Source organism: Cellulosimicrobium sp. 22598, assembly GCF_052044445.1.
GTDB classification, from domain to species: Bacteria; Actinomycetota; Actinomycetes; order Actinomycetales; family Cellulomonadaceae; genus Cellulosimicrobium; species Cellulosimicrobium cellulans_G.
This window is the reverse complement of record NZ_JBQEMZ010000006.1, coordinates 13,217-38,857: the sequence shown is the minus strand read 5'-3', so window position 1 is coordinate 38,857 and position 25,641 is coordinate 13,217. Positions and strand designations below refer to the sequence as shown.

The following is a 25,641-nucleotide window of genomic DNA, read 5'->3' as shown; positions in this document are numbered from 1 at the left end:
AGCCCGGCCACGACCAGCGCCGCTGCCCGCGTGCCGGACGTCACGGACGTCGGTGCGCACGCGGTTCGTAGACTGTCCGGGTGACCCCACCCTCCGTCGCGGGACGGCCCCTGCTCCCGCTGCGCCCCGAGCTCGCCGGTGTCGAGCCGTACGGCGCGCCGCAGCTCGACGTCCCGGTCCTGCTCAACGTCAACGAGAACCCGCACGCGCCGAGCGAGGCAGTCGTCGCGACGATCACGCAGGCCGTGCGCGACGCCGCCGCGGGCCTCAACCGCTATCCCGACCGCGACTTCCTCGGGCTGCGCGCCGACCTCGCGGCGTACCTGGGCGCGGAGTCCGGCGTCGCGCTGGGCGCCGAGCAGCTCTGGGCGGCCAACGGGTCGAACGAGATCATGCTCCACGTGCTGCAGGCGTTCGGCGGCCCGGGCCGCACCGCGGTGTCGTTCGCGCCCACGTACTCGATGTACCCGGAGTACGCGCGCGACACCCACACGACGTGGGTCGTCGGGCGCCGCGCCGAGGACTTCACGCTCGACCCGGAGCACGCGCGTGAGGTGGTCGCGCGCGAGCGGCCCTCGGTCGTCCTGCTCGCGAGCCCCAACAACCCGACCGGGACCGCGCTGCCCGCGGCGACCGTCGAGGCGGTGTGCGAGGCGGCGCTCGCGGTCCGCGTGCCGCTCGCCGACGGGCGCGAGGCGCCGGCCGTCGTCGTCGTCGACGAGGCGTACGGCGAGTTCCGCCGCGCCGGCACTCCCTCCGCGCTCGAGCTGCTCGACCGGTACCCGAACCTCGCCGTGACGCGCACGATGTCCAAGGCGTTCGCGCTCGCGGGCGCCCGCGTGGGCTACCTCGCGGCGTCGCGCGAGCTCGTCGACGCGCTGCGCGTGGTCCGGCTCCCGTACCACCTGTCCGCCGTGACCCAGGCGGTCGCGCGCGCGGCCCTGTCGCACTCGGCGGAGCTGCTCGCGCAGGTCTCGGCCCTGCGCGAGCGGCGCGACGAGACCGTCGCGTGGCTGCGCTCGCTGCGGCACCCGGACGGGCGCGCGCTCGCGGTCGCGGAGTCCGACGCGAACTTCGTCCTCTTCGGCACGTTCGACGACCGGCACGCGGTCTGGGCGGGCCTGTTGGAGCGGGGCGTGCTCATCCGGGAGACTGGTCCCGACGGCTGGCTGCGGGTGTCGATCGGCACCGGCGAGGAGATGCGGGCCTTCCGACAGGCCCTCGTGGAGGTGGCAGGACTGTGAAGCGCACCGCGCGCATCGAGCGCGCGACGTCCGAGTCGAGCGTGCTCGTCGAGCTCGACCTCGACGGCACGGGACGGACGGAGATCTCGACGACCGTCCCGTTCTACGACCACATGCTCACGGCGCTGGGCAAGCACTCGCTCATCGACCTCAAGGTCGTCGCGACGGGCGACACGCACATCGACGCGCACCACACCGTCGAGGACGTGGCGATCACGATCGGCGAGGCGCTGCGCGTCGCGCTCGGGGACAAGGCCGGCATCGGCCGCTTCGGCGACGCCACCGTTCCCCTCGACGAGGCGCTCGCGCTCGCCGTCGTGGACGTGTCCGGACGCCCGTACCTCGTCCACTCGGGCGAGCCGGAGGGCCAGGAGTACCACCTCATCGGCGGGCACTTCACGGGGTCGCTCACGCGCCACGTGCTCGAGTCGATCGCGCACCACGCGGGCATCTGCATCCACGTGCGCGTCCTCGCCGGTCGCGACCCGCACCACATCGTCGAGGCGCAGTTCAAGGCCCTCGCGCGCGCGCTGCGCGCCGCGGTCGCTCCCGACCCGCGCGTCGAGGGCGTCCCGTCCACCAAGGGGGCCCTGTGAGCACGCACGACGACGACGCGCTCGACGGCGTCGAGATCCCGGACGACCTCTCGTCCCTCACGGGTCCTTCCGCGGCGCCCGACCTCGTCGCGCTCATCACGCAGATCGCCGGGGCCGAGCCGCTCGCCGCGGCGTGCTCGCTCGCCCAGGTCGAGGCCGACGTCGTGCCGACCGACGTGGGCGCCGTCGCGGTGCTCCGCGACACGGCCGGCGACGCGCCCGCGCACGCCGCCGCCGCGCTGACCACCCTGGTCAAGGGCGTGCCGCTCGTGCTCGTGGCGCGCAGCGGCGAACAGCTCACGATGACGCGCTGGACCGACGGCGCCCCGGGGGACCAGCTCGCGCCGGGCCTGGTGCTCGGCGGCGCGCCCGAGGCGCTCGAGGACCTGCTCACCGGCACGACGACGCTCGCCGACCAGGCCGGCGTCGTCGCGAGCTCGTCGATCTCGCGCTGGAAGGCGATGCGGCTGCTCACGTCCGCCGCGCGCCGGGCCCGGAGGAGCGGCGCATGAGCGAGCCGGTCGTCGGCGAGGCGTCGGGCGTGCGGCGCCCGTCCGTCGTCGTGCTCGACTACGGGTTCGGCAACGTCCGCTCGGCCGTGCGTGCGCTCGAGCGCGTCGGCGCGGACGTCGAGCTCACCGCGGACCGTGCCGCGGCCCAGGACGCCGACGGGCTCGTCGTCCCCGGCGTCGGCGCGTTCGCCGCGGTCATGGCGGGCCTGCGCGGCGTCCGCGGCGACGAGATCGTCGGACGGCGGCTCGCCGGCGGGCGCCCCGTGCTCGGCATCTGCGTGGGCATGCAGGTCATGTTCGACCGGGGCGACGAGCACGGCACCCTGACCGACGGGCTGGGGGAGTGGGCCGGTCTCGTCGACCGGCTCGAGGCGGAGGTCGTGCCCCACATGGGCTGGGACACGGTCGACGTGCCCGCGGGCAGCGTGCTGTTCCGCGGCGTCGAGGACGAGCGCTTCTACTTCGTCCACTCCTACGCCGCCCGGGCATTCACGACGGGCCAGGACCTGCCCGCCGACTCGCCGATCCGGCGACCGCTCGTCACGTGGTCCGACCACGGCGGGAGGTTCGTCGCCGCCGTGGAGAACGGGCCGTTGTCCGCCACGCAGTTCCACCCCGAGAAGTCCGGCGACGCGGGCGCGACCCTGCTCGAGAACTGGGTCCGCTCGCTCTGACCGACCGCGCGCCGGGTGCACCTCGCCCGGCGCGCACCGCCCGGCGCGACAGCGACGCGCCGCCGACACCGATGGAGAACCCCGTGACCGACCGCCTCGTGCTGCTCCCCGCCGTCGACGTCGCCGACGGCCAGGCCGTCCGCCTCGTCCAGGGCGAGGCCGGCTCCGAGACCTCGTACGGCGACCCGCTCGCCGCCGCGCTCGACTGGCAGTCGGGCGGTGCCGAGTGGATCCACCTCGTGGACCTCGACGCCGCGTTCGGCCGCGGCTCCAACGCGGAGCTGCTCGCCGACGTCGTCGCGCGTCTCGACGTCCAGGTCGAGCTCTCCGGCGGGATCCGCGACGACGCGTCGCTCGAGCGCGCTCTCGCCACCGGAGCGCGCCGCGTCAACCTCGGCACCGCGGCGCTCGAGAACCCCGAGTGGACGGCGAAGGTTATCGCGGAGCACGGGGACGCGATCGCCGTCGGCCTCGACGTGCGCGGCACGACGCTCGCGGCGCGCGGGTGGACCCAGGAGGGCGGCGACCTCTGGGAGGTCCTCGACCGTCTGGAGGCCGCCGGGTGCGCGCGCTACGTCGTCACGGACGTGACCAAGGACGGCACGCTGCGCGGCCCCAACCTCGACCTCCTGCGCGACGTCGCGGCGCGCACCGAGGCGCCGGTCGTCGCGTCGGGCGGCATCTCCAGCCTCGCCGACCTCGAGGCGCTGCGCGCGCTCGTGCCCGCGGGCGTCGAGGGGGCGATCGTGGGGAAGGCCCTCTACGCGGGCGCGTTCACGCTGCCCCAGGCGCTCGACGTCGCGGGTCGGCCGTGACGACGGGCTCCGCAGGGAAGGCGCTGCCCCCGTCCTCCGGCTTCGCGGGCGACGACGGCTCGGCGGACCCGGCGCTGGCCGCGCTGCTCGACGCCTACGCCGCGGGCTCGGGCTCGTTGGCCGAGGTCGTCGCGCGGCTCGGCGAGACGCGCGTCCTCATCCCGATCCTGGCCGAGCTCGAGAGCGCGGGCGAGGGCGAGCACGGGCACACCGTCGACAAGGAGGCATCGGCGGGCGTCGTCGCGATCGAGGCGCCGGACGGTCGCCGCGCGCTCCCGGTATTCACGTCCGTGGCGACGATGGCGGCGTGGCGCGCGAGCGCTCGCCCCGTCCCCGTGGACGCCCGCCGCGCGGCGCTGTCCGCCGTGAGCGAGGACTGGTCGCTGCTCGTCCTCGACCCGGGCGGCCCCGTGACGGCGCTCGTGCCCCGGCCGGCCGTGTGGGCGCTCGCCCAGGGCAAGGACTGGTCGCCGGCCGTCGTCGACGGCGCGGTGGACCCCGAGGTGCTCGCGGCGGTCCAGGGCGCGCTCGCCGGGATCCCGCACGTCGCGCGGGCGTGGGCGGAGCCGGGGCGGCGCGCGGAGGTCGCCGTCGTGCTGCGCATCGACGCCGGGCTGGACCGGGCGGGCCTCGACGCGGTGCTCGGTCAGGTCAACGCCGCCCTGGCGAACGACGCCGTCGTGTCCGAGCGCGTCGACGGGCTCGAGCTGCGGGTCGGCCGGGCGGACTGACCGTCCCGGGTCAGCGACGGCGCAGGCGGCTCAGGCCCCACGCGAGCGCGGCCGAGAACGCGACGACCGCCCCGAGCGCCTGCCCGCCGAGGATCACGCGGTTGAGGTCCAGCGCGGGCTGCCAGCGCACGCCCGCGTCGTCGACGACGTAGACCCCCTTGGCGACGACGCGGACCCCGAAGCCGCCCCCGCCTCCGGAGCCCTCGCCGCCCGCCTCGCCGCCGGCGTTGCCGGACCCGGGGTCGGACGACGCGCCCGTGCTCGGCGTCGCGGCCTCCTCGCCCTCCGCCGGCGCGGACGCGGCCCCGATGCGGCGACGCCAGTCGGCCGCGCCCTTGCCGGACAGCTCTCCCGCGCCGGAGCCCCAGCCCGAGCCGGTGCCGCCCCAGACGGTCGCGACGGGGATGACGAGCGTGCCGTCGCGCTCGTAGGACTCTCCGAAGACGCGACGCACGGTGAGCGTGTCGCGTGCCGCGTGGGTGATGTGCGCCGGGTCGACCGGGGACGTGTCCGAGCTCGCGTGTGTGCTCATGGCAGGAAGGGTAGACCTGCGGTCCCGGGTGCGCGCGGGGTGCGGCGTGGCGGGTCGTACCGTCCCCCCCCACCGCACCGACGCGCTCCTGCACGGGCGGTCAGGCGTCGCACTCCGGGAGGACGGTGAACGCCGACTCGTCGCCGAGCATCGTCTGCAGCGTGCTCACCGGGACGAGCAGCGACTTGTCGGTCGACGTCTTCGCGTAGACGACGCCGATGACCTCGCCGGCGTCGTTGAGCGCCGCGGAGCCGGAGCTTCCCGGCTCGACCGGGGCGTCGGTGACGAGCACCTCGCCGAGGTTCTCGTGCAACGGGTCCGTCGTCGTCCCGATGACGGAGCCCTGCGTCACCGTGAGCCGACCGCCCTCGGGGTAGCCCACGACCGTCACCGGGTCGCCCGGCGCCGGGTCGGCCGCCGCGAGGGTGGGGGCCGACGGGAGGTCCTCCGCCGTCCGGACGATCGCGAGGTCCGCGAGACCGGCCACGCTCGCGGTCTGGGCCGCGATGTCGCGGCCGTCGTAGGTGAGGAGCTGCAGCGAGCGCGACGAGTCGACCACGTGCTTGTTGGTGATGAGCGTCCGGGAGTCGACGGCGAACCCCGAGCCGGTCGACAGCCCGTCGCAGCGCACGTTGCGGATGCGCACGGCCATGCGCCGGACCGCGTCGAAGCCGTCCGCCGAGAGGTTCTCCGACCCCGCCGGGTCGTCGGGCGCGACGAGCGACGGAACGACCGAGTCCGGCACGGGCTCGGGGAGCTCCGGCAGGACGCCGCAGGCCGCCAGCGAGCCGGCGAGCAGGGACGCCGAGACGAGCGACCCGACGACGCGCCGGCGGACGGAGCGCCCGGCGTCGCCCCGGGCGGACGGCCCGGGTCGGGGCCGGGTCATCCGGCGAGCTCCTGCTGGAGCTGGGAGTTCGCGTCCGTGGCCTCCTGGCACAGCAGGTCGACCTGGTCGGCGAAGCGCTCCAGGTCCGCGGGGTCGTACGCGTCGCGGTTGTTGAGGTAGCCGATGAGCTGCGTCTGCGCCGTCGTGCACTGGCCGAGCGCGGCCGCGACCTTGCCGGCCGCCTCCGAGACCCGGCTCTGGTAGTCGAGGTACTGCTGCGACGCCTCGTTCTCGTCGCCGAGCTGTGCCTTCTCGTTGGCGAGGTCGCTGATGCGGTCCTGCGCGGCCGTGAGCTGGGTGCGCGCGGAGTCGAGCTCGGCGTTCGCGCCGTCGAGCTCGGTCTGGAGCCGGGCGACGTCCTCGCCCAGGCCGCGGGCCTCGCCCTCCCAGTCCGCGCTCGACTCCTGCCACCGCGTCGTGGTGACCCACAGGTAGGCGCCCACCCCCAGGGCGGCCGCGAGGAGGAGGGACAGCACCACGATGGCGACCACCGCACCGCGGCGGCGGCGCGCCGGCGCGGTCGCGTCAGCGGCGGACGGCACCCCCTCCGGTCCGGGCGCGCCGGTGCCCGGTGCGCCGACGCTCCGGGGGACGGTGGCTCCCGGGACCACGCCCGCGCCGACGGTGCCGGGCGCGCCGCCCGAGGCCGTGCCCCGCGCCGCGGAGGCCGGGGCGAACGACGGCGGTCCACCGGCCGAGGCGCGCGCGCCCGGGTCCACGGGGGGCGTCGTCCCCCGCGGGACGCTCTCCGGTCGGGTCGGCGACGGCGGCTGCTCGTGGGACCCGCCGTGCGGCGGGGGCACCGGGGGCGTGCTCAACTCACGGCGCCCGTGTACTTCTCGCCCGGGCCCTCGCCCGGGGCGTCGGGGTAGACCGACGCCTCGCGGAACGCGAGCTGGAGCGAGCGCAGCCCGTCGCGGAGAGAGCGGGCGTGCTGGTTGCCGATGTCCGGAGCGCTCGCCGTGACGAGCGCGGCGAGCGCGTTGATGAGCTTGCGCGCCTCGTCGAGGTCGAGGTGGCCCTGCTCCTGCGCGTCCTCGGCCAGGCCGCACTTGACGGCCGCGGCGCTCATGAGGTGGACGGCCGCGGACGTGATGACCTCCACGGCGGCGACGTCGGCGATGTCGCGCACCGCGTCGGTGGCGGGGTCGGGCACGGCGGCGTTCTCGGTACTCATGGCGACCATCTTTCCATCCTGTCGTGCCGTGCCGCCCACCCCGGACGCGACCCGTCTCCCGGCGTCACCGAGAGAGCGACCTGCCGCCGAGAGAGCGACGTACCGGCGCGGTACGTCGCTCTCTCGGCAGGGGATCGCTCTCTCGCGGACGGGGTCAGACGCGGACCGGCTCCGCCGCGGTGCCGGGCTGGCCGCCCTCGACGGGCGCGCCGGTGGCGGCGAGCGCGACGCGCAGCGCGCCCCCGAGGCCCGCGTCGACGTTCGTCCAGTACGCGATCGCGCGCTCGCGGATGTCCTCGCTGCGCACGGCGCCGACGTGGCCCGTGATCGTCTCGAGGAAGCGCGCGCGTGCCGCGTCGTCGAAGACCTCGCGGTAGAGCGTGCCGGCCTGGCCGAAGTCGTCGTCCTCCGGGTGCAGCGTCGCGGCGCTGCGCGTCAGCTCGCCGTCGGCCTCCCACCCGGCGGACTCCGCCGCGCGGGCCGGGTCGGCGTGCGCGCCGCCCCGGCTGTTCGGCGCGTACACCGGCGTGGTCGCCGACGAGAACGAGTAGCGCATCGACCCGTCCTTCGCGTACGAGTGACCGCCCTCGGCCGCGGCGTGCGGCGCGTTCACCGGGAGCTGGGCGTGGTTCGTGCCCACGCGGTACCGGTGGGCGTCGGCGTAGGAGAAGATGCGCGCGAGGAGCATCTTGTCCGGGCTCGTCGCGATGCCGGGGACGAAGTTGCTCGGCGCGAACGTCGCCTGCTCGATCTGCGCGAAGTAGTTCTCCGGGTTGCGGTTCAGCTCCATGACGCCCACCTCGACCAGCGGGTAGTCGGCGTGCGGCCACACCTTCGTGAGGTCGAACGGGTTGAACCGGTAGGTCTTGGCGTCCTCGTACGGCATGACCTGGACCGAGAGCGTCCAGCGCGGGAAGTCGCCCGCCTCGATGTGCTCGTACAGGTCGCGGATGTGGTGGTCCGAGTCCGACCCGGCGAGCTGCGAGGCCTCGTCCGCGGTGAGGTTCTTGATGCCCTGCTGGGTCTTGAAGTGGTACTTGACCCAGAACCGCTCGCCCGCCGCGTTGATCCACTGGTAGGTGTGCGAGCCGAACCCGTCCATGTGGCGCCAGCTCGACGGGAGGCCGCGGTCGCCCATGAGCCAGGTCACCTGGTGCGCCGACTCGGGGGAGAGCGACCAGAAGTCCCACTGCATGTCGTTGTCGCGCAGGTTCGAGCCCGGCAGGCGCTTCTGCGACCGGATGAAGTCGGGGAACTTGATGCCGTCGCGCAGGAAGAACACGGGCGTGTTGTTGCCGACGAGGTCGTAGTTGCCCTCGGTCGTGTAGAACTTCAGCGCGAAGCCGCGGGGGTCGCGCCACGTGTCGGGGGAGCCCTGCTCGCCCGCGACGGAGGAGAAGCGCGCGAGCATCTCGGTCGTCGTGCCGGGCTGGAAGAGCGCCGCGCGCGTGTACGCGCTGACGTCGTTCGTCACCGTGAACGTCCCGAAGGCACCGCCGCCCTTGGCGTGCACGACGCGCTCCGGGACGCGCTCGCGGTTGAACTGGGCCAGCTTCTCGACGAGGTAGTGGTCGTGCAGGACGATCGGCCCGTCGGCACCGACGGTCTGGGCGTGGGCGTCCGACGCGACGGGCGCGCCGGCGTTCGTGGTGGTGAAGGGGGCGGTCATGGGTCTCCTTCCGTGGGCCGCGGGTCGCGGCCCGTCTGGCGTTCTCATACCGGGATCTTCGTGAGAAAACGGGCGCGCTCCGGGTGCGCGAGGCACGGGGAGCGGGCGGGGGCGGTCAGTCCGCGCAGTCGGGGCAGAGGCCCCAGAACGTCACCTCGGCGGTGTCGATCTGGAACCCCGACGTGCTGCTCGGCGTCAGGCAGGGGGCGTGACCGACGGTGCAGTCCACGTCGGCGACGGCGCCGCAGCCCCGGCACACGACGTGGTGGTGGTTGTCGTCGAGGCGGCGCTCGTAGCGCGCAGGATGGCCCGCGGGCTCGATCCGGCGGACCAGACCCTTGTCGGTGAGCGTGTGCAGGACGTCGTAGACCGCCTGGACCGAGACGGAGCCGAGCGACGCGCGCGCGGCGCGCAGGACGTCGTCGGCGTCGGCGTGCTGCTGGAGCTCGACCGCGTCGAGCACGGCCAACCGGGCCGCGGTGACGCGCAAGCCGTGCTCCCGGAGCTCGCCCTCGTGGCGGGCGCGTCGTGGCCCGTCGTCGAGGGTCGTCCCCGCGCCGGGCGTCGGTCCTGTCGTCATGGCACCACTCTAACCACGTAAACTGGAAGAGTTCCAATGATGGAGGCGATCAGGAGATCGCCGTCGGGCGGGTGCGAACATCCGGCCCGCCCTCTGCTATCCTTGATGGCTGACCGACTCGTGCGCGTCTCCTCGTCCGGCTTCCGGGCGACGGGAGGGGTGCGAGTGCGCAAGTGGATCTCATCCCACCCGGGTCTCGACCGCCGACGAACGTCGCGACAGAGGCCGGGTCCTGGTCCGGGACGCACCCTTCGGGGACGTTCCGACGTGGTCGTCGCCCGGTGCGACGTCCCGACCTGATGGCCTCCGCCCTGCGCTCAGGGACGGAGGCCTTCTTCGTCCCGGGTGGTCTACCGACGACTTCCTAGGAGCATCACATCAGCGAGCCTCGCATCAACGATCGGATCCGCGTCCCCGAGGTCCGACTCATCGGTCCCGGCGGGGAGCAGGTCGGCGTCGTCCGCACCGAGGTTGCCCTGAGCCTTGCCCAGGACGCGGACCTCGACCTCGTCGAGGTCGCCCCGGACGCCCGGCCCCCCGTCGCCAAGCTCATGGACTTCGGCAAGTTCAAGTACGAGTCCGACATGAAGGCGCGTGAGGCGCGGCGCAACCAGGCGAACACGGTCCTCAAGGAGATCCGCTTCCGCCTGAAGATCGACCCGCACGACTACGGCACCAAGAAGGGCCACGTCGAGCGCTTCCTCGCCGCGGGCGACAAGGTCAAGGTCATGATCATGTTCCGTGGCCGTGAGCAGTCGCGCCCCGAGATGGGCGTCCGCCTGCTCCAGCGCCTCGCGGACGACGTCGCGGAGCTCGGCTTCGTGGAGTCGATGCCGAAGCAGGACGGCCGCAACATGACCATGGTGCTCGGCCCGGTGAAGAAGAAGGCCGACGCCAAGAGCGAGCAGCGCAAGCGGGCGCAGGAGGCCGAGCCCCGGCTGACGAAGTCCGCCCAGCGCGCCGCGGCGCGGACCGGTGACGGCGCGGAGCCCGGCGACCTCGACGCGCCCGAGGCCGTCGCGGTCACCGAGAGCGCCGAGGCCCCTGCGGTCGAGACCGCCCCGGCCCCGGCCGAGGCGGCTGCCCCCGCCGAGGCTCCGGCCGCCGAGGCGCCCGCGCCGAAGGCTGCTCCCGCGCCGAAGGCTGCCGCACCGAGATCGGCGCCCGCGCCGCGTCCGGCCGCGGCACCGCGTCCCGCTGCCCGACCGGCTGCGGACTCGAAGCCCGCGGCGCCGCGCCCGGCCACCCCCCGTCCGGCACCGGCGGCGCCGTCCGCGCCGGCGTCCGGCGCCAAGCCGGCGGCCCCCAAGCCTGCCGCGCCCAAGCCGAGCGCCCCGCGCCCGGCGCCCAAGCCGGCACCGCGAGGCAAGGCCGGCTGACGGCCGGCAGCACAGACCGACCCTGCTCGGGGTCCGGGCCCACCGGCCAGGACCCGAACACGTCGGCCGCCGCGAGGCGGCTGACCGGACACAAGGAGAGACGGCAGTCATGCCGAAGAACAAGACGCACTCGGGTGCCAAGAAGCGCTTCCGCATCACGGGTACCGGCAAGGTCATGCGCGAGCAGGCCAACGCTCGACACCTGCTCGAGCACAAGGCCACCAAGCGCAAGCGCCGCCTCGCCCAGGACCAGGTGGTCTCGCCCGCCGACGTCAAGACCATCAAGAAGCTGCTCGGCAAGTGACCCGGCAGGTGGCGGGATCCGCCACCGACCGGCTCACCCCTGAGCCCCGAACTGCAAGGAGCATCACGTGGCACGCGTGAAGCGGGCGGTCAACGCCCAGAAGAAGCGCCGTACGACCCTCGAGCGCGCCAGCGGCTACCGCGGCCAGCGCTCGCGCCTCTACCGCAAGGCGAAGGAGCAGGTCACCCACTCCCTCGTCTACTCCTACCGTGACCGCAAGGCGCGCAAGGGCGACTTCCGCAAGCTGTGGATCCAGCGCATCAACGCGGCGTCGCGCGCGCAGGGCCTGACGTACAACCGCCTCATCCAGGGCCTCAAGGCCGCGGGTGTCGAGGTCGACCGTCGCCTGCTCGCCGAGCTCGCGGTCAACGACGTGGCCGCGTTCAACGCGCTGGTCCAGGTCGCGAAGGACGCGCTCCCCGAGGACGTCAACGCGCCGAAGGCCGCAGCCTGACCAGCACCTCACCAGGCCGCGCGTCGGCCCCGGACGCCCGGTCGGCGCCCGGTCCGCTCGACCCCACGCTGACGAACCCTCGCAGCGACCGGGTCAAGGCGGTCCGAGCGCTGGCCGGGCGTCCGGCGCGTTCGCGGCACGGACAGCTCCTCGTGGAGGGCCCCCAGGGCGTGCGCGAGGCCGTGCGGCTCGCGCCCGACCGGGTCCGCGACGTCTACGTGACGCCGACGGCGGGCGAGCGCTACCCCGAGATCGTCGGGGACGCCCGCGCGGCGGGCCTGCACGTCCACGTCGCGACGGCCGAGGTGCTGACCGCGATGAGCGCCGACGCGCAGGGCGTGCTCGCCGTCGTCCGCGCGCACGAGCCGACGCTCGGGGACGTCGTGGCCACGCTCGCCGGGCCCGGCCGCGAGCGGCCCGCCCTCGTCGCGGTGCTGGCGACGGTGCGCGACCCGGGGAACGCCGGGACCGTGATCCGGGCCGCCGACGCGGCCGGCGCGGACGCGGTCGTGCTCGCGGGCGAGAGCGTGGACGTGCACAACCCCAAGGTCGTCCGCTCGACCGCGGGATCGTTGTTCCACCTTCCCGTCGTCACGGGCGTGAGCCTCGCGGACGCGGTGGCCGCGCTGCGCGATGCCGGGCTCACGGTGCTCGCCGCCGACGGCGCGGGCGACCTGGATCTGGACGACCTCCTCGACGTGGCCGGGCCCGCGGGCGCGGGGGCGCTCGACGACGGACAGCGGCGCGTCGACCTCGCGGCCCCGACCGCCTGGGTCTTCGGGAACGAGGCCTGGGGCCTGCCCGAGCGGGACCGGGAGCTCGCCGACGCGGTCGTGCGCGTCCCGATCCGTGGGCTCGCCGAGTCGCTCAACCTCGCGACCGCCGCGACGGTGTGCCTCTACGCCTCGAGCCGGGCGCACCGGCCTGCCCGGCGTCTGGCCGCGGCGGGAGGGGCCGGCGCGTGAGCCTGTTCGCCGCGCTCCGCCCGAGCACCGCCGCGCTCGACCATCTCGCGCTCGCGCTCTCGGGCGCGCAGGCCCAGGAGGCGCGCCGGCCCGACGGCGCCCCGCTGGTGCGCTGGACCCCGCCCGAGCTGTGGCACGTGACCGTCTCGTTCTTCGGGTCGGTCCCGGACGGGGCGGTGCCCGACCTCGCTGCCGCGCTCGCGCCGGTGGCGCACGAGACGCCGCCGCCGTCGCTGCGCCTGCGCGGTGCGGGGGTCTTCGACCGGCGTGTGCTGTGGGTCGGCGTCGGGGGGCTCGACGCGGACGCGCTCCCCGGCCTGAGCGTGGCCGTGGCCGAGGCGGCCCGCGAGGTCGGCGTCGGCGTCGACCGGCGACCGCGGCAGCGCGCCCACCTCACCGTGGCGCGCGCCGCCGCCGGGGCCCGGCAGGCTCGACGTCGCGCGCACGCGCGGCGCTCGGGGGGAGGCCTCGCGGACCTCGCCGCCGGTGACCCGCTCGCCGGTCCGGCCGCGGCGCTGTCCGTCTACGCGGGCCCCGACTGGACCGCGCACGAGCTCCTGCTGCTCGAGTCGACGTCCGGCGACCTGCCGGGTGACACGTCGGGCCGGCGGGTGTACCGCACGGTCGAGACCTTCCCGCTGGCGGGGGTGGCCGCGCGCGGCTGACGACCGCGTCGCGGGGAGGGCGACGAGAGCCCCGCACGGGCACGGCCCGGCGCGCGCACGACGGCTGTGCGAGGATGGCGGCCATGAACATGCACGGTGGTCGTCGATTTCCCGGGCCCGTCACGGGCCCGCGCGACTGACGCGTGCACACCTCCCGCCTGAGGCGGGACGGACCGGGCCCGGACGGGCGCCCTAGAATGACCGCGACGCGCGCACCAGCGCGCGCCTGCGCGCGCCGCGTGCGTCGCGCCCCGCGAGGCGGCACCCGTCCAGGCCACCATCGAGGTTCCTGACCTGGTCGTCGCCCGCTCCCGCAGTCCCGCCCTCGCCAGGAAGGCACGCATGTCCAGCCCTGACGCCGACGTCGTCACCCCCGTCACGGGGGACGGCGGCCCGGACACCCCGACCGCACCCTCTCCGCTCGACGCCGACGCGCTCCAGCGCGCGCTCGACGCCGCCCTCGCCGCGATCGCCGGGGCCGGCGACCTCGACGCGCTCAAGCTCGTGCGCACCGAGCACACGGGCGACCGCAGCGCGCTCGCACTCGCGAACCGCCAGATCGGCTCGCTCGCGCCCGCGGACAAGAAGACCGCCGGCAAGCTCCTCGGCCCGCTCCGCGGCCGCGTGAACCAGGCGCTCGCCGCGCGCCAGGCCGAGCTCGAGGCCGAGCGCGACGAGCGCGTGCTCGTCGAGGAGGCGGTGGACGTCACGCTCCCGGTCGACCGCGTGCCCGCCGGCGCGCGCCACCCCCTGGAGACGCTGCAGGAGCGCGTCGCCGACTTCTTCGTCGGGCTCGGCTGGGAGATCGCCGAGGGCCCCGAGGTCGAGGCGGAGTGGTTCAACTTCGACGCCCTGAACTTCGGCGTCGACCACCCGGCGCGGCAGATGCAGGACACGTTCTACGTGGCGGGGCTGGACGAGGGACCGGACGGTCCGTACGCCCCGTCGAACCTCGTGCTGCGCACGCACACGTCGCCCGTGCAGGCGCGCTCGCTCCTGGAGCGCGGTGTGCCGCTGTACGTCGCGTGCCCGGGGAAGACGTTCCGCACCGACGCGCTCGACGCGACCCACACGCCCGTCTTCCACCAGGTCGAGGGACTGGCGATCGACGAGGGCCTGACGATGGCGAACCTGCTGGGGACGCTGGACGCGTTCGCGCGCGCCATGTTCGGCCCCGAGGCGCGCACGCGCCTGCGGCCGAGCTACTTCCCGTTCACCGAGCCGAGCGCCGAGATGGACCTGTGGTTCCCGCAGAAGAAGGGCGGGCCCGGCTGGATCGAGTGGGGCGGCTGCGGCATGGTCAACCCGAACGTGCTGCGGTCCGTCGGGGTCGACCCCGACGTCTATTCGGGCTTCGCGTTCGGCATGGGCATCGAGCGCACGCTCATGCTGCGCCACGGGATCGCGGACATGCACGACATGGTGGAGGGCGACGTGCGCTTCTCCGCCCAGTTCGGAACGGAGATCTGATGCCCTACGTCGCCATCGACTGGCTGGGCGACCACGTCGAGCTGCCCGAGGGGCTCACCGCCGAGCGGCTCGCCGCCGACCTCGTCCGCGTCGGCCTGGAGGAGGAGGCGATCCACGGCGCCGCCGTGACGGGTCCCCTCGTCGTCGGGCGCGTCCTCGAGATGACGCCCGAGCCGCAGAAGAACGGCAAGACGATCAACTGGTGCCTGGTCGACGTCGGACCGGAGCACAACGCCGCCGAGATCACGGGCGTCGACCCCGCCGACGTCCCGGCGGGCGGTGCGCGGGGGATCGTGTGCGGGGCGCACAACTTCGCGCCGGGCGACCTCGTCGTCGTCGCGCTGCCGGGCTCCGTCCTGCCCGGGCCGTTCCCCATCGCGAGCCGCAAGACCTACGGACACGTGTCCGACGGCATGATCTGCTCGCAGCGCGAGCTCGGGCTCGGCGAGGACCACGACGGCATCATCGTGCTGCCGCGGCTCGGGTACGCGGCCGAGGACCTGACCCCGGGGCAGGACGCGGTCGCGCTGCTCGGCCTCGGCGACGAGGTGCTCGAGATCAACGTGACGCCCGACCGCGGGTACGCGTTCTCCTACCGCGGCGTCGCGCGCGAGTTCTCGCACTCGACGGGGGCGCGCTTCACGGACCCGGGCCTGCCCGGCTCCCTGCCCACGCCCCCGCCCGCGGCGACGCCCGACGGCTTCCCCGTCGAGGTGGACGACGCGGCGCCGATCCACGGCGTCGTGGGGTGCGACCGCTTCGTCACGCGCGTCGTGCGGGGGATCGACCCCGCGGCGCAGACCCCCGCCTGGATGCAGAAGCGGCTCACGGCGTCCGGCATGCGCCCGATCTCGCTCGCGGTCGACGTGACGAACTACGTGATGCTCGACCTGGGCCAGCCCTTGCACGCGTACGACCTCGAGCAGGTCGCGGCGCCGATCGTCGTGCGTCGCGCCGCGCCGGGCGAGCGCCTGGTGACCCTCGACGACGTGGACCGTGCCCTCGACCCCGAGGACCTGCTCATCACGGACAGCCCCGGAGGTGCGCGCGCGTCGCGCGTGCTCGGGCTCGCGGGCGTCATGGGCGGTGCCTCCTCGGAGGTCGGCCCGACGACGACGGCCGTGCTGGTCGAGGCCGCGCACTTCGACCAGGTGACGGTCGCGCGCACGTCGCGCCGCCACAAGCTGTCGAGCGAGGCTGCGAAGCGGTTCGAGCGCGGCGTCGACCCGCTGCTGCCCGCGGTCGCGGCGCAGCGTGTGGTCGACCTCCTCGTCCAGCTCGGCGGCGGCACGGCCGACCCGGCGGTGGGCGACCTCGACCGGGTCGTCGCCCCCGCCGCGATCCGCCTCCCGGTCGGCGAGGCCGAGCGCCTCGTCGGCGTGCCGTACACGCTGGAGCAGGTCGTCGGGACGCTCGGCGCGATCGGGTGCACGGTCGAGGCGGACGACGCGGACGCCACCGGCGTGCTCGTGGTGACCCCGCCGTCGTGGCGACCCGACCTCACCGAGCCCGCCGAGCTCGTGGAGGAGGTCGCGCGGCTCGTCGGCTACGACGAGATCCCGTCCCTGCTGCCCGCCGCCCCCGGCGGTCGCGGGCTCACGCGCGAGCAGCGCGTGCGGCGCTCGGTCGCCCGGGCGCTCGCGGAGGACGGGTTCGTCGAGACGCTGAGCTACCCGTTCGTCGGGGACGCGGAGCTCGACGCGCTGCGCCTGCCCGCGGACGACGAGCGCCGCCGGGCGCTGCGCCTGCTCAACCCGCTCGCCGACGACCGGCCGCTGATGCGCACCGACCTCCTCAGCACGCTGCTGGAGACCGCGCGCCGCAACGTCGGCCGCGGGCTGGGCGACGTCGCGCTGTTCGAGGTCGGTCTCGTGACGCACCCGCGCGCGGGTGCCCCGGCGGCGCCCGCGCTGCCGGGTGGCGTCCGGCCGTCCGACGACCAGCTCGCCGCGATCGACGCGTCGCTCCCGGCGCAGCCGCGCCACGTCGCTGGCGTCCTCGTCGGCCGCCGCGAGCGCGCCGGCTGGTGGGGAGCGGGCCGTGCCGCGGACTGGACCGACGCGCTCGCGGCGGCCCGGCTCGTGGTGGAGCGCGCGGGCCTCCACGTGGGTGCCGACGTGTCCGTCGTGGCCGACACGGCGCGCGCCCCGTTCCACCCGGGCCGCTGCGCGCGCCTGGAGCTCGCGGACGGGACCGTGGTCGGGCACGCGGGCGAGCTGCACCCCAAGGTGCTCGAGAACCTCGGCCTGCCCGCGCGCACGGTGGCGTTCGAGGTCGACCTGTCCGCGCTCGTCGCCGGTTCGCCGGACGAGCCCGTGCAGGCGACGCCCGTCTCGGGCTTCCCGGCCGCCAAGGAGGACCTCGCGTTCGTGGTGGACGCCGGCGTGACCGCCCAGGCGTTGCGCGACGCGATCGTCGACGGCGCCGGGGACCTGGTCGAGGACGTCGCGCTGTTCGACGTCTTCACCGGCGAGCAGGTCGGTGCCGGGCGCAAGTCGCTGGCGTTCTCGCTGCGGCTGCGCGCGGCCGACCGCACGCTCACCGCGGACGACGTCGCGCGCGTCCGCGAGGGTGCCGTGACGGCCGCGCGCGAGCGCGTGGGCGCGGAGCTGCGGGCGTGAGCGTGCACGGGGCGGGTGCCGTCGCGCCCGCCCGGACGGCGCTCGTCACCGGCGCGTCGCGTGGCATCGGTCGCGCGATCGCGGTCGGCCTCGCCGCCGCCGGTCTCGACGTCGCGCTCCTCGCGCGCGACGCCGACCGGCTCGCGGGCGTGGCCGACGAGATCGGCGCCCTGACCGTCGGGGGTGCGGGGCGCGCGGTCGTGGTCACGGCGGACGTCACGGACGCCGCGGCGGTCGCGGCGGCCGTGGGCGCGGCACAGGACGCGCTCGGGAGCGTCGACCTCCTCGTCAACAACGCGGGGCGCGTCGACGCCGAGGTGCCGCTCTGGGAGGCGGACCCCGACGAGTGGTGGTCGGTCGTCGAGACCAACGTGCGCGGGCCGTTCCTCCTCGCGCGCGCCGTCGTCCCGGGGATGCTCGCGCGCGGCGGGGGTCGCGTCGTCGACCTGAACAGCGGCGCGGGCTCGCACGACATGGACGGCGCGAGCGCGTACAACGCGAGCAAGACCGCGCTCCTGCGGCTCGGCGCGAACCTGCACCGGTCCGGGTTCGCGCGCGGCCTGCGGACGTTCGAGGTCTCGCCGGGAGTCGTCCAGACCGACATGACGGCGTCGATGGTCATGCACGAGGGCCGCACCGAGTGGACCCCGGTGGAGCGCACGGTCGAGATGGTCGTCGCGATCGCGCGCGGCGAGCTCGACGCGTTCTCGGGGGCGTTCGTGCGCGTGACGCACGACTCCCCGGCGTCGTTGCGGGCCGCGGCCGAGGAGGCCCTGGGCCGCGGGTCCTCCCTGCCCGGCCCCGACGCGCGGCGCCTGCGGGTCACGCGCTGGGGCGCGGACGACCCGATGCCGGGAGAGCTGCCGAGCCGCTGACGTCCCGCGGCGTGGCCGCGACCACCCGGCGCGTCGCGGACCCGCCCGCACCGACCCGCAGCGCCGCCCGACCCCTCCGGTCGGGCGGCGCTCGTGCGTCCGCGGGCGACGCCTGCGCGGGCAGCGCGGGCGGGGGAGATCACCCGGCATCTGGTTGAAACTTCACTCACTCATCGGGGATGCTGTCCTGGACACCTGACCAAGTACCGGGCGGACACCGACGTCGCGGCTCGACGACGCGTGGGAGCGACGGATGACGACGGCACGCCCTGTCCGGCAGTGGAACGGCCTCACCGTTCCCGAGGCCGGCACCTACACCCTCGACGAGGCGCACAAGCGCATCGGGTTCACCGGGATGCACATGATGGTCTCGCCCGTCCGGGGCGAGTTCACCCGGGCGCGCGCCACGATCCTCGTCGGCGAGGACCCGCTCGCCTCGGCGGTGTCCGCGACGATCGAGACGGCGAGCCTCGCGACGCACCACGAGGAGCGCGACGCGCACCTGCGCAGCGCCGACTTCCTCGACGTCGACGCGTACCCGACGATCGAGTTCCGCAGCACCGCGGTCACGTGGCAGGGCGAGCAGCAGGACCAGATCCTCGCGTGGGCGCGACTGCGGAACCGTTCGCCCGAGCGCGCCGAGCTCGCGCCGGAGCGGGTGCAGCCCCGGACGGCGCAGGCCGGGCGGTTCCTCGTCGAGGGACTGCTCACCGTCCGCGGCGTCACGCACCGGACCGTGCTGTCGATGCAGTACGGGGGCGCGCGCCGCGACCCCTACGGCCGCGACATCTTCGGTTTCCACGCCGCGGGCGAGATCGACCGCGAGAGCTTCGGTCTCGTGTGGAACGTGCTGCTCGAGACGGGCGGGTTCCTCGTCGGCAAGAAGATCGGCCTCGAGATCGCGGGGGAGGCCCTGCACCAGGCCTGACGTCCGGTCCGTCAGGGCGCGTCGCACGCGACGGCCCCGCGGGCGACCCAGACGTGCCACACACCGCGCTCCGGGTGGACGTGCTCGAAGGCGACGCGGCCGCCGTCTTCGTGCGTGACGACGCCGGCGAGCACGACGCGGCGCCCCCGGCGGTCGACGGTCGTCCAGCGGGCGGGGACCGGAGGGAGCAGCGGCGTCGCGGGGGAGCGCGGCGCGGGTCGGCGGGCGGGTCGGTCGTGCGGCATGCCCAGGAGGACGCGGTCCGGCACGCGTTCTCGCGCGCGAGACCGGGTGAAACCCTCGGGCGCGCAGGACGTAGCATGACGCGCGACACGGGGTGCCCCGCCGAGGGCTGAGATGAGACCCGTCGAACCTGCTCTGGCTCGTACCAGCGAAGGGATGTCCCGCGATGACGCTCGCCCTGCCCCCGCACGACCCCGCACCCGGGCGCGACCGCGCCCACCGGCCCGCGGCCGACCGCACGCCCGGTGCGGCCGGCGGCCCGGGCGCCCTGCCCGCGCGGCCGCGCGTCCTGTCGATCGCGGGGACCGACCCGACCGGGGGCGCGGGCATCCAGGCGGACCTCAAGTCCTTCGCCGCGCACGGCGCGTACGGCATGGCCGTCACGACGGCGCTCGTCGCGCAGAACACGCACGGCGTGCGGTCCGTGCACGTCCCCGGTCCGACGTTCCTGCGCGAGCAGCTCGATGCCGTGTCCGACGACGTCGAGATCGACGCCGTGAAGATCGGCATGGTGGCCGACGAGGCCAACGCCCGCGAGATCGGGGCGTGGCTCGACGCGCTCGCGGCCGCGCGGACCGACGCCGGGCTCCCGCGGCCCTGGGTCGTCCTCGACCCCGTCATGGTCGCCACGTCGGGGCACCGGCTGCTCGACGCGGGGGCGGAGCAGGCCGTGCGCGACCTCGCGGCACGGGCCGACGTCGTCACCCCCAACCTCCCCGAGCTGGCCGTCCTCGCGGGCCGCGACGTCGCGACGACGTGGGACGACGCGCTGACCCAGGCCGCGTCGTACGCGGAGACGAGCGGTGCCGTCGTGCTGCTCAAGGGCGGCCACCTCACCGGTGCGACGTCGCCGGACGCCCTCGTCGTGCCCGCCGGCCCGTCGTCGGACGCGGCACCGACCGTCACGACGTTCGACGGCGAGCGCGTGGACACGCCCCATACGCACGGCACCGGGTGCTCGCTCTCCGCGGCGCTCGCTGCCCTGCGCCCGCAGCGTGCGGGCTGGGATGAGGCAGCGCGCGACGCCAAGGACTGGCTCACCGGCGCGCTGCGCGGCGGGGCGGAGCTGCGCGTCGGGACCGGCCGGGGCCCGGTCGACCACCTGCACGCCTCGTCGCCCGTCGTGCCGCGCTGACGGACCGCGCGCGAGCAGCGGTCACGTCGGTCAGGCGCGGGCCACGTCCTCCTCGGCCGTCGCGTAGACGCACTCGTAGCCCGGCGGGACCCAGCGCCACCGCGCGTCGACGTCCTGGATCGCGACGCCGTCCGGGCGGTCGGCGACGCACGCGTCCGCCTGCTGGCGCAGACCGACCGTCACCCAGTACACGGCGAGCGCCGCGGCGAGCAGGACGGAGAGGATGGTCACGGCGCGGCGGAGGGCGGGGGTGGGGCCGCCGTCGGACCCGTCCTCCTCGCCCGGCCGCGCGGGCACCCAGTCCCAGCTCACGCGTCGCCCGTCTCCGCGGCCGGGTCAGGCGCCGCGGCTGCGTCAGGGACGAGCAGCACCTTGCCCGTGGTCGCGCGGCCCTCCAGGGCGCGGTGCGCGTCGGCGGCGTCGGCGAGCGCGAACGTGGCGCCGACGCGCACGTGCAGCGTGCCGCCCGCGACGGCGCCGAGCACCTCGGTCGCCCGCTCGACGAGCTCGGCGCGCGTCGCCGTGTGGTCGGCGAGCTTGGGGCGCGTGAGGAAGAGCGACCCGCCCGCGTTGAGCCGCTGCGGGTCGAACGGCGGGACCTGCCCGGACGAGCCGCCGTAGAGCACGAGCGTGCCCCGGCGGTGCAGCGACGCGAGCGACGCGTCGAACGTGTCCTTGCCCACCGAGTCGTACACCGCCGCGACGCCCTCGCCGCCCGTGAGCCCGCGCACGACCTCCGGCAGCTCGGTGGTGAGGTCCGCGAACGCCGTGTACTGGATCGCGTGCTCGGCGCCCGCGCCGCGCGACAGCTCCGCCTTCTCGGGCGTCGAGACCGTCGAGATCACGTGCGCGCCCCGTGCCACGAGCATCTGGGTCAGGAGCAGTCCGACGCCGCCCGCGCCCGCGTGCACGAGCACCCGGTCGCCCGGGCGGACCTGGTAGGACGACGTGCACAGGTAGTGCGCGGTGAGGCCCTGGAGCGCGACGGCGGTCGCGTCCTCGAGCGACACGGCGTCGGGGACGTGCAACGCCTGGGCGGCGTCCACGACGACGAGGTCCGCGTACGACCCGGGCGCCTCGGTCCACACGACGCGGTCGCCGACGGCGAAGCCCTCGACGCCGTCGCCCACCTCGGCGACCACGCCCGCGCCCTCGCTGCCGACCACGTGGGGGTATTCCATCGCGTACACGCCGGAGCGCTTGTACGTGTCGATGAAGTTCACCCCGGCCACGGCCGACCGGACGAGGAGCCGACCCGGCCCGGGCGAGGGGTCGGGCAGCTCGGTGTACTCCAGGACGTCGGGGCCGCCCGCCGCGCGGGCCACGATCGCGTGCATGGCCCCAGCCTAGGGTCGTGCGGCGAGCCCGGCCGCCCTCCCGGTCGTGGTCGCGTCCGTCCCGGCGCCGCCCGCGACCCCTGCGCCGACCGCGTCGTCCTCGACCAGGCGGGGCGGACGCGCGTGGCCCGCCGACGCGTGCCACCGGCCGAACCGGCGCTCGACGTGCACCGGGTGGTCGAAGCAGCGCGTGACGTGCTCCGTGACGAGCACGTCCGCGGCGGCGCCCGCGGCGACGACGCGGCCGTGCGCGAGCAGGAGCGCGTGGCTCGTCGTGGTCGGCAGCTCCTCGAGGTGGTGCGTCACCAGCACCGAGGCGACGTGCGGGCGGGTCGCGCGCACGGCGTCGAGCGTCTCGAGGAGCTGCTCGCGCGCGGCGACGTCGAGCCCGGTGGACGGCTCGTCCAGCAGGAGGAGCGCGGGGCCGGGCAGGAGGGCGCGCGCCACGAGCGCCCGTCCCCGCTCGCCCTGGGAGAGCGTCGGCCAGGGGTCGTGCGCGCGGTGCGCGAGGCCGAGGTCGGCGACCAGCCCGCGGGCGACGGCGACCTCGACCGGGGTCGGCTGCCAGCGCGGGCGCCAGTCGACGGTCCCCGTGAGGCCGGTCAGGGTCACCTCGAGCACGGTCAGCGGCGAGCGCAGGTCGTGGCGCGGGTCGACGTGGCCGATGCGGCGGTGCAGGGTTTGGATGTCCACGCGACCCAGGCGCTCGCCGAGCACATGCACCGTGCCGCGGGTCGGGTGCCGGCGCGCCCCGCAGAGCCCGAGGATCGTGCTCTTGCCCGCCCCGTTCGGCCCGAGCAGCGCCCAGTGCTCACCCGCCCGGACGGTGAGGTCGACGCCGTCGAGGATCGCCCGTCCCTCCCGCACCAGGTCGACGCCGCGCAGGGACAGGACCTCGGCGCTCACCGCTCGCCGCCCGTCGCGCCGGGGTCGCGCCCGGCGACCTTCGCGTGGACGGCTGCGAGGTGCTCGCGCGCCGCCGCGGACGCGCGGACGGCGTCGCGCTCGCGCACGGCCTCGAGTATCGCCTCGTGCGCGTCCTGGTCGTGCCGGTGCGCCTCGCCCGCGCGGTCGAGGTCGACCATCGCGACCATCGCGCGCCGCAGGCGCGGGACGAAGGTCGCGAACAGCTCGCCCAGCACGGCGTTGTGCGCGGCGTCGACGACCGCCCGGTGGAAGACCAGGTCCGCGTCCACGTACTCGGCGGCCGACGACGTCGCCGGGACCTTCCCGCGGCGGGAGAGCGCCGTCGTCATCGCACGGAGGTCCGCGGGGGTGCGGCGCGCGGCGGCGAGGCCGGCAGCCTCGGTCTCGAGGGCGGCGCGGACCTCCAGCACGTCGACGATCTCCCCGCGGCGCAGCACCTCGTCCCAGTCGTCCGCGGTGTCGGTCGACACGACGTACACGCCCGACCCCTGCCGACTGTCGAGCACGCCGCGCCCCGCGAGCTGGCGGATCGCCTCGCGGACGGTGGAGCGTCCGACGCCGAGCTCGGTCGCGAGCGCCTGCTCGCCGGGCAGCCGGTGGTCGAGGGGCCAGACGCCGGAGCGCACGCGGTCGAGCAGGAGCTCGGCCGCCTGGTCCGCGAGGGGGCGCCGGTGCAGCGCGGTCATGGGTTACCTCTCAGGTTGTCTGAGGACTTGTTCGGCGCTAGCGTACCTGGCATGTCCTGGACGGCGCTCCTCCTTCTGCGCCACGGCGGGGTCTGACCGGACCGGCCCCCCCGCCGTGGGGGTCCGTCGCGCGCCGGTCGCCCACCGCCCCGTTTCCGCGGGGCGCGAGCCGAAGGACAGCCAGACCATGACCGCTCCCACCCTCCCTGCGCGGACCCCCGGCGCCTCGACCGATCGCTCGACCGGGCCCGCTCCCTCCTGGTACCGCCAGCGCCCCTCGCGCATGCCCTCGTTCCGGTATGCCGACGTCCACGCGCGAGTCGACGTGCCGGAGCTGCCCGACCGTCGGTGGCCCTCGCGCCGCCTCACGCAGGCGCCGCTGTGGGTCCCCGTCGACCTGCGCGACGGCAACCAGGCGCTCGCGGAACCGATGGACCCGGCGCGCAAGCGCCGCTTCTTCGAGCTGCTCGTCGCGATGGGGTACACCGAGATCGAGGTGGGCTACCCGTCGGCGTCGCAGACCGACTTCGACTTCGTGCGCCTGCTCGCCGAGACCGATCTCGCGCCCGAGCACGTCACGGTCGTCGTGTTCACCGCCGCGCGCGCGGACCTCATCGCGCGCACGGTCGAGGCCGTGCGAGGCCTGCGCAACCCCGTCGTCGTCCACGTCTACGCCGCGACCGCGCCCGTCTGGCGCGACGTCGTCCTCGGTCGCGACCGCGAGGAGCTCGCCCGGCTGATCACCGACGCCGGGGCCGACGTGCTGCGCCACGCCGGCGACGACCCGCGCGTCCGCTTCGAGTTCTCGCCCGAGGTGTTCAACCTCACCGAGCCGGACTACGTGCTCGACGTGTGCGACCGCATGACCACGCTCTGGGACGCGACGCCCGAGCGCCCGGTGATCCTCAACCTGCCCGCCACGGTCGAGGTCGCGACGCCCAACGTCTACGCCGACCAGATCGAGTACATGGACCGGAACCTCGCGCGGCGCGACGGGGTGATCCTCTCGGTCCACCCGCACAACGACCGCGGGACGGGCGTCGCGTGCGCCGAGCTCGCCGTCCTCGCCGGGGCGCAGCGCGTCGAGGGGTGCCTGTTCGGCAACGGCGAGCGCACCGGGAACGTCGACCTCGTGACCCTGGGCCTCAACCTGCACGCGCAGGGCGTCGACCCGATGGTCGACTTCTCCGACCTCGACGGGATCCGGGACGTCGTCGTCGCGTGCAACCGGATCGACGTGCACCCACGCCACCCCTACGTGGGCGAGCTGGTCCATACCGCCTACTCGGGCACGCACCAGGACGCGATCCGCAAGGGCATGGCACGGCACCGGGCCGACGCCGCGGCGTCGGGCCTCGACCCCGCCCGGGCGCCGTGGCGCGTGCCCTACCTGCCCGTCGACCCCGCCGACCTCGGGAGGACGTACGAGGCCCTCGTCCGCGTGAACAGCCAGTCCGGCAAGGGCGGCGTCGCGTACGTGCTGCACTCCGTGCACGGCCTCGACCTGCCCCGCGGTCTCCAGGTCGACCTCGCGCGCCGCGTCCAGGAGCACGCCGACGCCACCGGCGCCGAGGTGACGCCCGACGCGCTCCTCGCGCTGTTCGACGCGGCCTACGCGCGCCCCGGCGCCGTCGAGCCCCTCGCGTGGACGAGCCGACGCGCCGACGACGGCGTCGAGCGCCTCGAGTTGGTCCTCGCCGTCGACGGCGCCCGGGTCACCACGTCCGGGACCGGTGCCGGCGCGGTCGACGCCCTCGTCGACGCGCTCGCCCGCCTCGGACGGCCCGTCGAGATCCTCGCGCTCACCCAGCAGTCCGTCGGCACGGGCAGCGACGCGACCGCGATCACCTACCTCGAGCACCGCGGCCCCGACGGAACCCCGCGCTGGACCGTCGGCCGCGACACCTCCGTCCTCGGCGCGAGCGTCCGCGCCGTCTGCGCGGCGACGTCCTGAACTTGTCGGGTCCGCGACCCTCGTTCGAGCCGTACACCTGGTGACGAGACGCGAGAACTGGCCCCGAGGACGAGGTTCCGAGGGGCCACTTCTCGCATCTCGGCCGGGGACCACCCGCCACGCGGGCGGTAGGACGGTCCCCACGCCCGGACCGGGCGTGACCGCCGGACCGGGGCTGCGGGTCGTGCGGTGACGGGCAGGACGAGCGGTGGGGTCGGACCGTGTGCGCAGGACGTCAGAGGCGCACTCCTTGAACCCTCGCCCGAAAGACCAGGGTGA

28 protein-coding genes and 1 riboswitch are annotated in these 25,641 nt (G+C 75.4%); of the genes, 17 read left to right on the top strand and 11 right to left on the bottom strand.

The window, feature by feature from the left end:
• The first annotated feature begins 80 nt into the window (after nt 1-80).
• From ACTJIY_RS08070 to ACTJIY_RS08045, 6 genes are all read left to right on the top strand, one after another.
• Nucleotides 81-1,244, top strand: coding sequence for a histidinol-phosphate transaminase (locus ACTJIY_RS08070; RefSeq protein WP_440674209.1), 1,164 nt, complete (start codon nt 81-83; stop codon nt 1,242-1,244).
• Nucleotides 1,241-1,840, top strand: a complete 600-nt coding sequence (gene hisB / locus ACTJIY_RS08065; protein WP_047233989.1) for an imidazoleglycerol-phosphate dehydratase HisB — start codon at nt 1,241-1,243, stop codon at nt 1,838-1,840. Before ACTJIY_RS08070 ends, hisB begins: the two co-directional genes overlap by 4 nt.
• Complete coding sequence (locus tag ACTJIY_RS08060) at nt 1,837-2,352, top strand: hypothetical protein (RefSeq protein ID WP_353709451.1); 516 nt, start codon at nt 1,837-1,839, stop codon at nt 2,350-2,352. Before hisB ends, ACTJIY_RS08060 begins: the two co-directional genes overlap by 4 nt.
• Nucleotides 2,349-3,026 carry an imidazole glycerol phosphate synthase subunit HisH gene (hisH, locus tag ACTJIY_RS08055; protein WP_440674210.1) on the top strand — a complete coding sequence of 226 codons (678 nt, stop codon included), beginning with the start codon at nt 2,349-2,351 and terminating at the stop codon, nt 3,024-3,026. The genes ACTJIY_RS08060 and hisH overlap by 4 nt, the downstream gene beginning before the upstream one ends.
• 83 nt (nt 3,027-3,109) lie before the next feature.
• Nucleotides 3,110-3,841 carry a bifunctional 1-(5-phosphoribosyl)-5-((5-phosphoribosylamino)methylideneamino)imidazole-4-carboxamide isomerase/phosphoribosylanthranilate isomerase PriA gene (priA, locus tag ACTJIY_RS08050; RefSeq protein ID WP_374614627.1) on the top strand — a complete coding sequence of 244 codons (732 nt, stop codon included), beginning with the start codon at nt 3,110-3,112 and terminating at the stop codon, nt 3,839-3,841.
• Nucleotides 3,838-4,572, top strand: a complete 735-nt coding sequence (locus tag ACTJIY_RS08045) for an SseB family protein (protein WP_440674211.1) — start codon at nt 3,838-3,840, stop codon at nt 4,570-4,572. Before priA ends, ACTJIY_RS08045 begins: the two co-directional genes overlap by 4 nt.
• A 10-nt stretch (nt 4,573-4,582) precedes the next feature.
• Here ACTJIY_RS08045 and ACTJIY_RS08040 read toward each other — a convergent pair whose 3' ends face one another.
• From ACTJIY_RS08040 to ACTJIY_RS08015, 6 genes are all read right to left on the bottom strand, one after another.
• Nucleotides 4,583-5,104: a hypothetical protein gene (locus ACTJIY_RS08040; RefSeq protein ID WP_253051393.1), complete on the bottom strand. Its 522-nt coding sequence runs from the start codon at nt 5,102-5,104 to the stop codon at nt 4,583-4,585.
• A gap of 100 nt (nt 5,105-5,204) precedes the next feature.
• Nucleotides 5,205-5,993, bottom strand: a complete 789-nt coding sequence (locus ACTJIY_RS08035) for a S1C family serine protease (protein WP_440674212.1) — start codon at nt 5,991-5,993, stop codon at nt 5,205-5,207.
• Nucleotides 5,990-6,712 (bottom strand): hypothetical protein, encoded by a 723-nt coding sequence (locus ACTJIY_RS08030; protein ID WP_440674213.1) that lies wholly within the window; start codon nt 6,710-6,712, stop codon nt 5,990-5,992. The genes ACTJIY_RS08035 and ACTJIY_RS08030 overlap by 4 nt, the downstream gene beginning before the upstream one ends.
• Nucleotides 6,713-6,807: 95 nt before the next feature.
• The gene (locus ACTJIY_RS08025) at nt 6,808-7,179 is read right to left on the bottom strand and encodes a DUF1844 domain-containing protein (protein ID WP_374059024.1); all 372 of its coding nucleotides are present in this window, start codon (nt 7,177-7,179) and stop codon (nt 6,808-6,810) included.
• 145 nt (nt 7,180-7,324) lie between these two features.
• A complete protein-coding gene (locus ACTJIY_RS08020; RefSeq protein ID WP_440674214.1) occupies nt 7,325-8,839 on the bottom strand; it encodes a catalase in 1,515 nt (504 codons plus the stop codon).
• 115 nt (nt 8,840-8,954) lie between these two features.
• Complete coding sequence (locus ACTJIY_RS08015) at nt 8,955-9,419, bottom strand: Fur family transcriptional regulator (protein ID WP_253051397.1); 465 nt, start codon at nt 9,417-9,419, stop codon at nt 8,955-8,957.
• 377 nt (nt 9,420-9,796) lie between these two features.
• Here ACTJIY_RS08015 and infC point away from each other — a divergent pair, with 377 nt between their 5' ends.
• From infC to ACTJIY_RS07970, 9 genes are all read left to right on the top strand, one after another.
• Nucleotides 9,797-10,798 carry a translation initiation factor IF-3 gene (infC, locus tag ACTJIY_RS08010; RefSeq protein ID WP_440697230.1) on the top strand — a complete coding sequence of 334 codons (1,002 nt, stop codon included), beginning with the start codon at nt 9,797-9,799 and terminating at the stop codon, nt 10,796-10,798.
• A 109-nt stretch (nt 10,799-10,907) separates the two neighbouring features.
• Nucleotides 10,908-11,102: a 50S ribosomal protein L35 gene (rpmI, locus tag ACTJIY_RS08005; RefSeq protein WP_047233980.1), complete on the top strand. Its 195-nt coding sequence runs from the start codon at nt 10,908-10,910 to the stop codon at nt 11,100-11,102.
• 67 nt (nt 11,103-11,169) lie between these two features.
• Nucleotides 11,170-11,556: a 50S ribosomal protein L20 gene (gene rplT, locus ACTJIY_RS08000; RefSeq protein ID WP_024840664.1), complete on the top strand. Its 387-nt coding sequence runs from the start codon at nt 11,170-11,172 to the stop codon at nt 11,554-11,556.
• Nucleotides 11,557-11,624: 68 nt separating this feature from the next.
• Complete coding sequence (locus ACTJIY_RS07995; RefSeq protein ID WP_440674235.1) at nt 11,625-12,521, top strand: TrmH family RNA methyltransferase; 897 nt, start codon at nt 11,625-11,627, stop codon at nt 12,519-12,521.
• A complete protein-coding gene (thpR, locus tag ACTJIY_RS07990) occupies nt 12,518-13,186 on the top strand; it encodes an RNA 2',3'-cyclic phosphodiesterase (RefSeq protein ID WP_440674215.1) in 669 nt (222 codons plus the stop codon). The genes ACTJIY_RS07995 and thpR overlap by 4 nt, the downstream gene beginning before the upstream one ends.
• A gap of 342 nt (nt 13,187-13,528) precedes the next feature.
• Nucleotides 13,529-14,656 carry a phenylalanine--tRNA ligase subunit alpha gene (pheS, locus tag ACTJIY_RS07985; RefSeq protein ID WP_253051399.1) on the top strand — a complete coding sequence of 376 codons (1,128 nt, stop codon included), beginning with the start codon at nt 13,529-13,531 and terminating at the stop codon, nt 14,654-14,656.
• Nucleotides 14,656-17,277 carry a phenylalanine--tRNA ligase subunit beta gene (gene pheT, locus ACTJIY_RS07980; RefSeq protein ID WP_440674216.1) on the top strand — a complete coding sequence of 874 codons (2,622 nt, stop codon included), beginning with the start codon at nt 14,656-14,658 and terminating at the stop codon, nt 17,275-17,277. The genes pheS and pheT overlap by 1 nt, the downstream gene beginning before the upstream one ends.
• On the top strand, nt 17,274-18,152 hold the full coding sequence (locus ACTJIY_RS07975; RefSeq protein WP_440674217.1) for an SDR family oxidoreductase: 879 nt from the start codon (nt 17,274-17,276) through the stop codon (nt 18,150-18,152). The genes pheT and ACTJIY_RS07975 overlap by 4 nt, the downstream gene beginning before the upstream one ends.
• Before the next feature lie 253 nt (nt 18,153-18,405).
• Entirely contained in the window at nt 18,406-19,080 is a 675-nt protein-coding gene (locus tag ACTJIY_RS07970; protein WP_440674218.1) for a YceI family protein, read from the top strand.
• A gap of 11 nt (nt 19,081-19,091) precedes the next feature.
• Here ACTJIY_RS07970 and ACTJIY_RS07965 read toward each other — a convergent pair whose 3' ends face one another.
• Nucleotides 19,092-19,349 carry a hypothetical protein gene (locus tag ACTJIY_RS07965; RefSeq protein ID WP_440674219.1) on the bottom strand — a complete coding sequence of 86 codons (258 nt, stop codon included), beginning with the start codon at nt 19,347-19,349 and terminating at the stop codon, nt 19,092-19,094.
• Nucleotides 19,350-19,403: 54 nt separating this feature from the next.
• A riboswitch (TPP riboswitch) is annotated at nt 19,404-19,497 on the top strand.
• On the opposite strand from ACTJIY_RS07965, the gene thiD reads away from it, so the two are divergent.
• Entirely contained in the window at nt 19,490-20,458 is a 969-nt protein-coding gene (thiD, locus tag ACTJIY_RS07960) for a bifunctional hydroxymethylpyrimidine kinase/phosphomethylpyrimidine kinase (protein ID WP_440674220.1), read from the top strand. It overlaps the preceding riboswitch by 8 nt.
• Nucleotides 20,459-20,488: 30 nt before the next feature.
• Here the strand turns inward: thiD and ACTJIY_RS07955 are convergent, their stop codons facing one another.
• Genes ACTJIY_RS07955 through ACTJIY_RS07940 form a run of 4 tightly spaced genes read right to left on the bottom strand, consistent with a single transcriptional unit; the run spans nt 20,489 to nt 23,408 of the window.
• Nucleotides 20,489-20,770, bottom strand: coding sequence for a hypothetical protein (locus tag ACTJIY_RS07955; protein ID WP_440674221.1), 282 nt, complete (start codon nt 20,768-20,770; stop codon nt 20,489-20,491).
• Nucleotides 20,767-21,795 carry a quinone oxidoreductase family protein gene (locus ACTJIY_RS07950; protein ID WP_440674222.1) on the bottom strand — a complete coding sequence of 343 codons (1,029 nt, stop codon included), beginning with the start codon at nt 21,793-21,795 and terminating at the stop codon, nt 20,767-20,769. The genes ACTJIY_RS07955 and ACTJIY_RS07950 overlap by 4 nt, the downstream gene beginning before the upstream one ends.
• A gap of 9 nt (nt 21,796-21,804) precedes the next feature.
• Nucleotides 21,805-22,701, bottom strand: a complete 897-nt coding sequence (locus ACTJIY_RS07945) for an ABC transporter ATP-binding protein (protein WP_440674223.1) — start codon at nt 22,699-22,701, stop codon at nt 21,805-21,807.
• Complete coding sequence (locus tag ACTJIY_RS07940) at nt 22,698-23,408, bottom strand: FadR/GntR family transcriptional regulator (protein WP_440674224.1); 711 nt, start codon at nt 23,406-23,408, stop codon at nt 22,698-22,700. The genes ACTJIY_RS07945 and ACTJIY_RS07940 overlap by 4 nt, the downstream gene beginning before the upstream one ends.
• Nucleotides 23,409-23,595: 187 nt before the next feature.
• On the opposite strand from ACTJIY_RS07940, the gene ACTJIY_RS07935 reads away from it, so the two are divergent.
• Nucleotides 23,596-25,362, top strand: a complete 1,767-nt coding sequence (locus ACTJIY_RS07935; protein ID WP_440674225.1) for a 2-isopropylmalate synthase — start codon at nt 23,596-23,598, stop codon at nt 25,360-25,362.
• Nucleotides 25,363-25,641 lie beyond the last annotated feature (279 nt).

Bases quoted from the DNA above. Each gene is read 5' to 3' on its own strand.
- hisH (WP_440674210.1), top strand. From the start codon at position 2,349: ATGAGCGAGCCGGTCGTCGGCGAGGCGTCGGGCGTGCGGCGCCCGTCC.
- ACTJIY_RS08040 (WP_253051393.1), bottom strand. From the start codon at position 5,104: ATGAGCACACACGCGAGCTCGGACACGTCCCCGGTCGACCCGGCGCAC.
- ACTJIY_RS08035 (WP_440674212.1), bottom strand. From the start codon at position 5,993: ATGACCCGGCCCCGACCCGGGCCGTCCGCCCGGGGCGACGCCGGGCGC.
- ACTJIY_RS08025 (WP_374059024.1), bottom strand. From the start codon at position 7,179: ATGGTCGCCATGAGTACCGAGAACGCCGCCGTGCCCGACCCCGCCACC.
- ACTJIY_RS08020 (WP_440674214.1), bottom strand. From the start codon at position 8,839: ATGACCGCCCCCTTCACCACCACGAACGCCGGCGCGCCCGTCGCGTCG.
- ACTJIY_RS08015 (WP_253051397.1), bottom strand. From the start codon at position 9,419: ATGACGACAGGACCGACGCCCGGCGCGGGGACGACCCTCGACGACGGG.
- rpmI (WP_047233980.1), top strand. From the start codon at position 10,908: ATGCCGAAGAACAAGACGCACTCGGGTGCCAAGAAGCGCTTCCGCATC.
- pheS (WP_253051399.1), top strand. From the start codon at position 13,529: ATGTCCAGCCCTGACGCCGACGTCGTCACCCCCGTCACGGGGGACGGC.
- pheT (WP_440674216.1), top strand. From the start codon at position 14,656: ATGCCCTACGTCGCCATCGACTGGCTGGGCGACCACGTCGAGCTGCCC.
- ACTJIY_RS07970 (WP_440674218.1), top strand. From the start codon at position 18,406: ATGACGACGGCACGCCCTGTCCGGCAGTGGAACGGCCTCACCGTTCCC.
- thiD (WP_440674220.1), top strand. From the start codon at position 19,490: ATGACGCTCGCCCTGCCCCCGCACGACCCCGCACCCGGGCGCGACCGC.
- ACTJIY_RS07950 (WP_440674222.1), bottom strand. From the start codon at position 21,795: ATGCACGCGATCGTGGCCCGCGCGGCGGGCGGCCCCGACGTCCTGGAG.
- ACTJIY_RS07940 (WP_440674224.1), bottom strand. From the start codon at position 23,408: ATGACCGCGCTGCACCGGCGCCCCCTCGCGGACCAGGCGGCCGAGCTC.
- ACTJIY_RS07935 (WP_440674225.1), top strand. From the start codon at position 23,596: ATGACCGCTCCCACCCTCCCTGCGCGGACCCCCGGCGCCTCGACCGAT.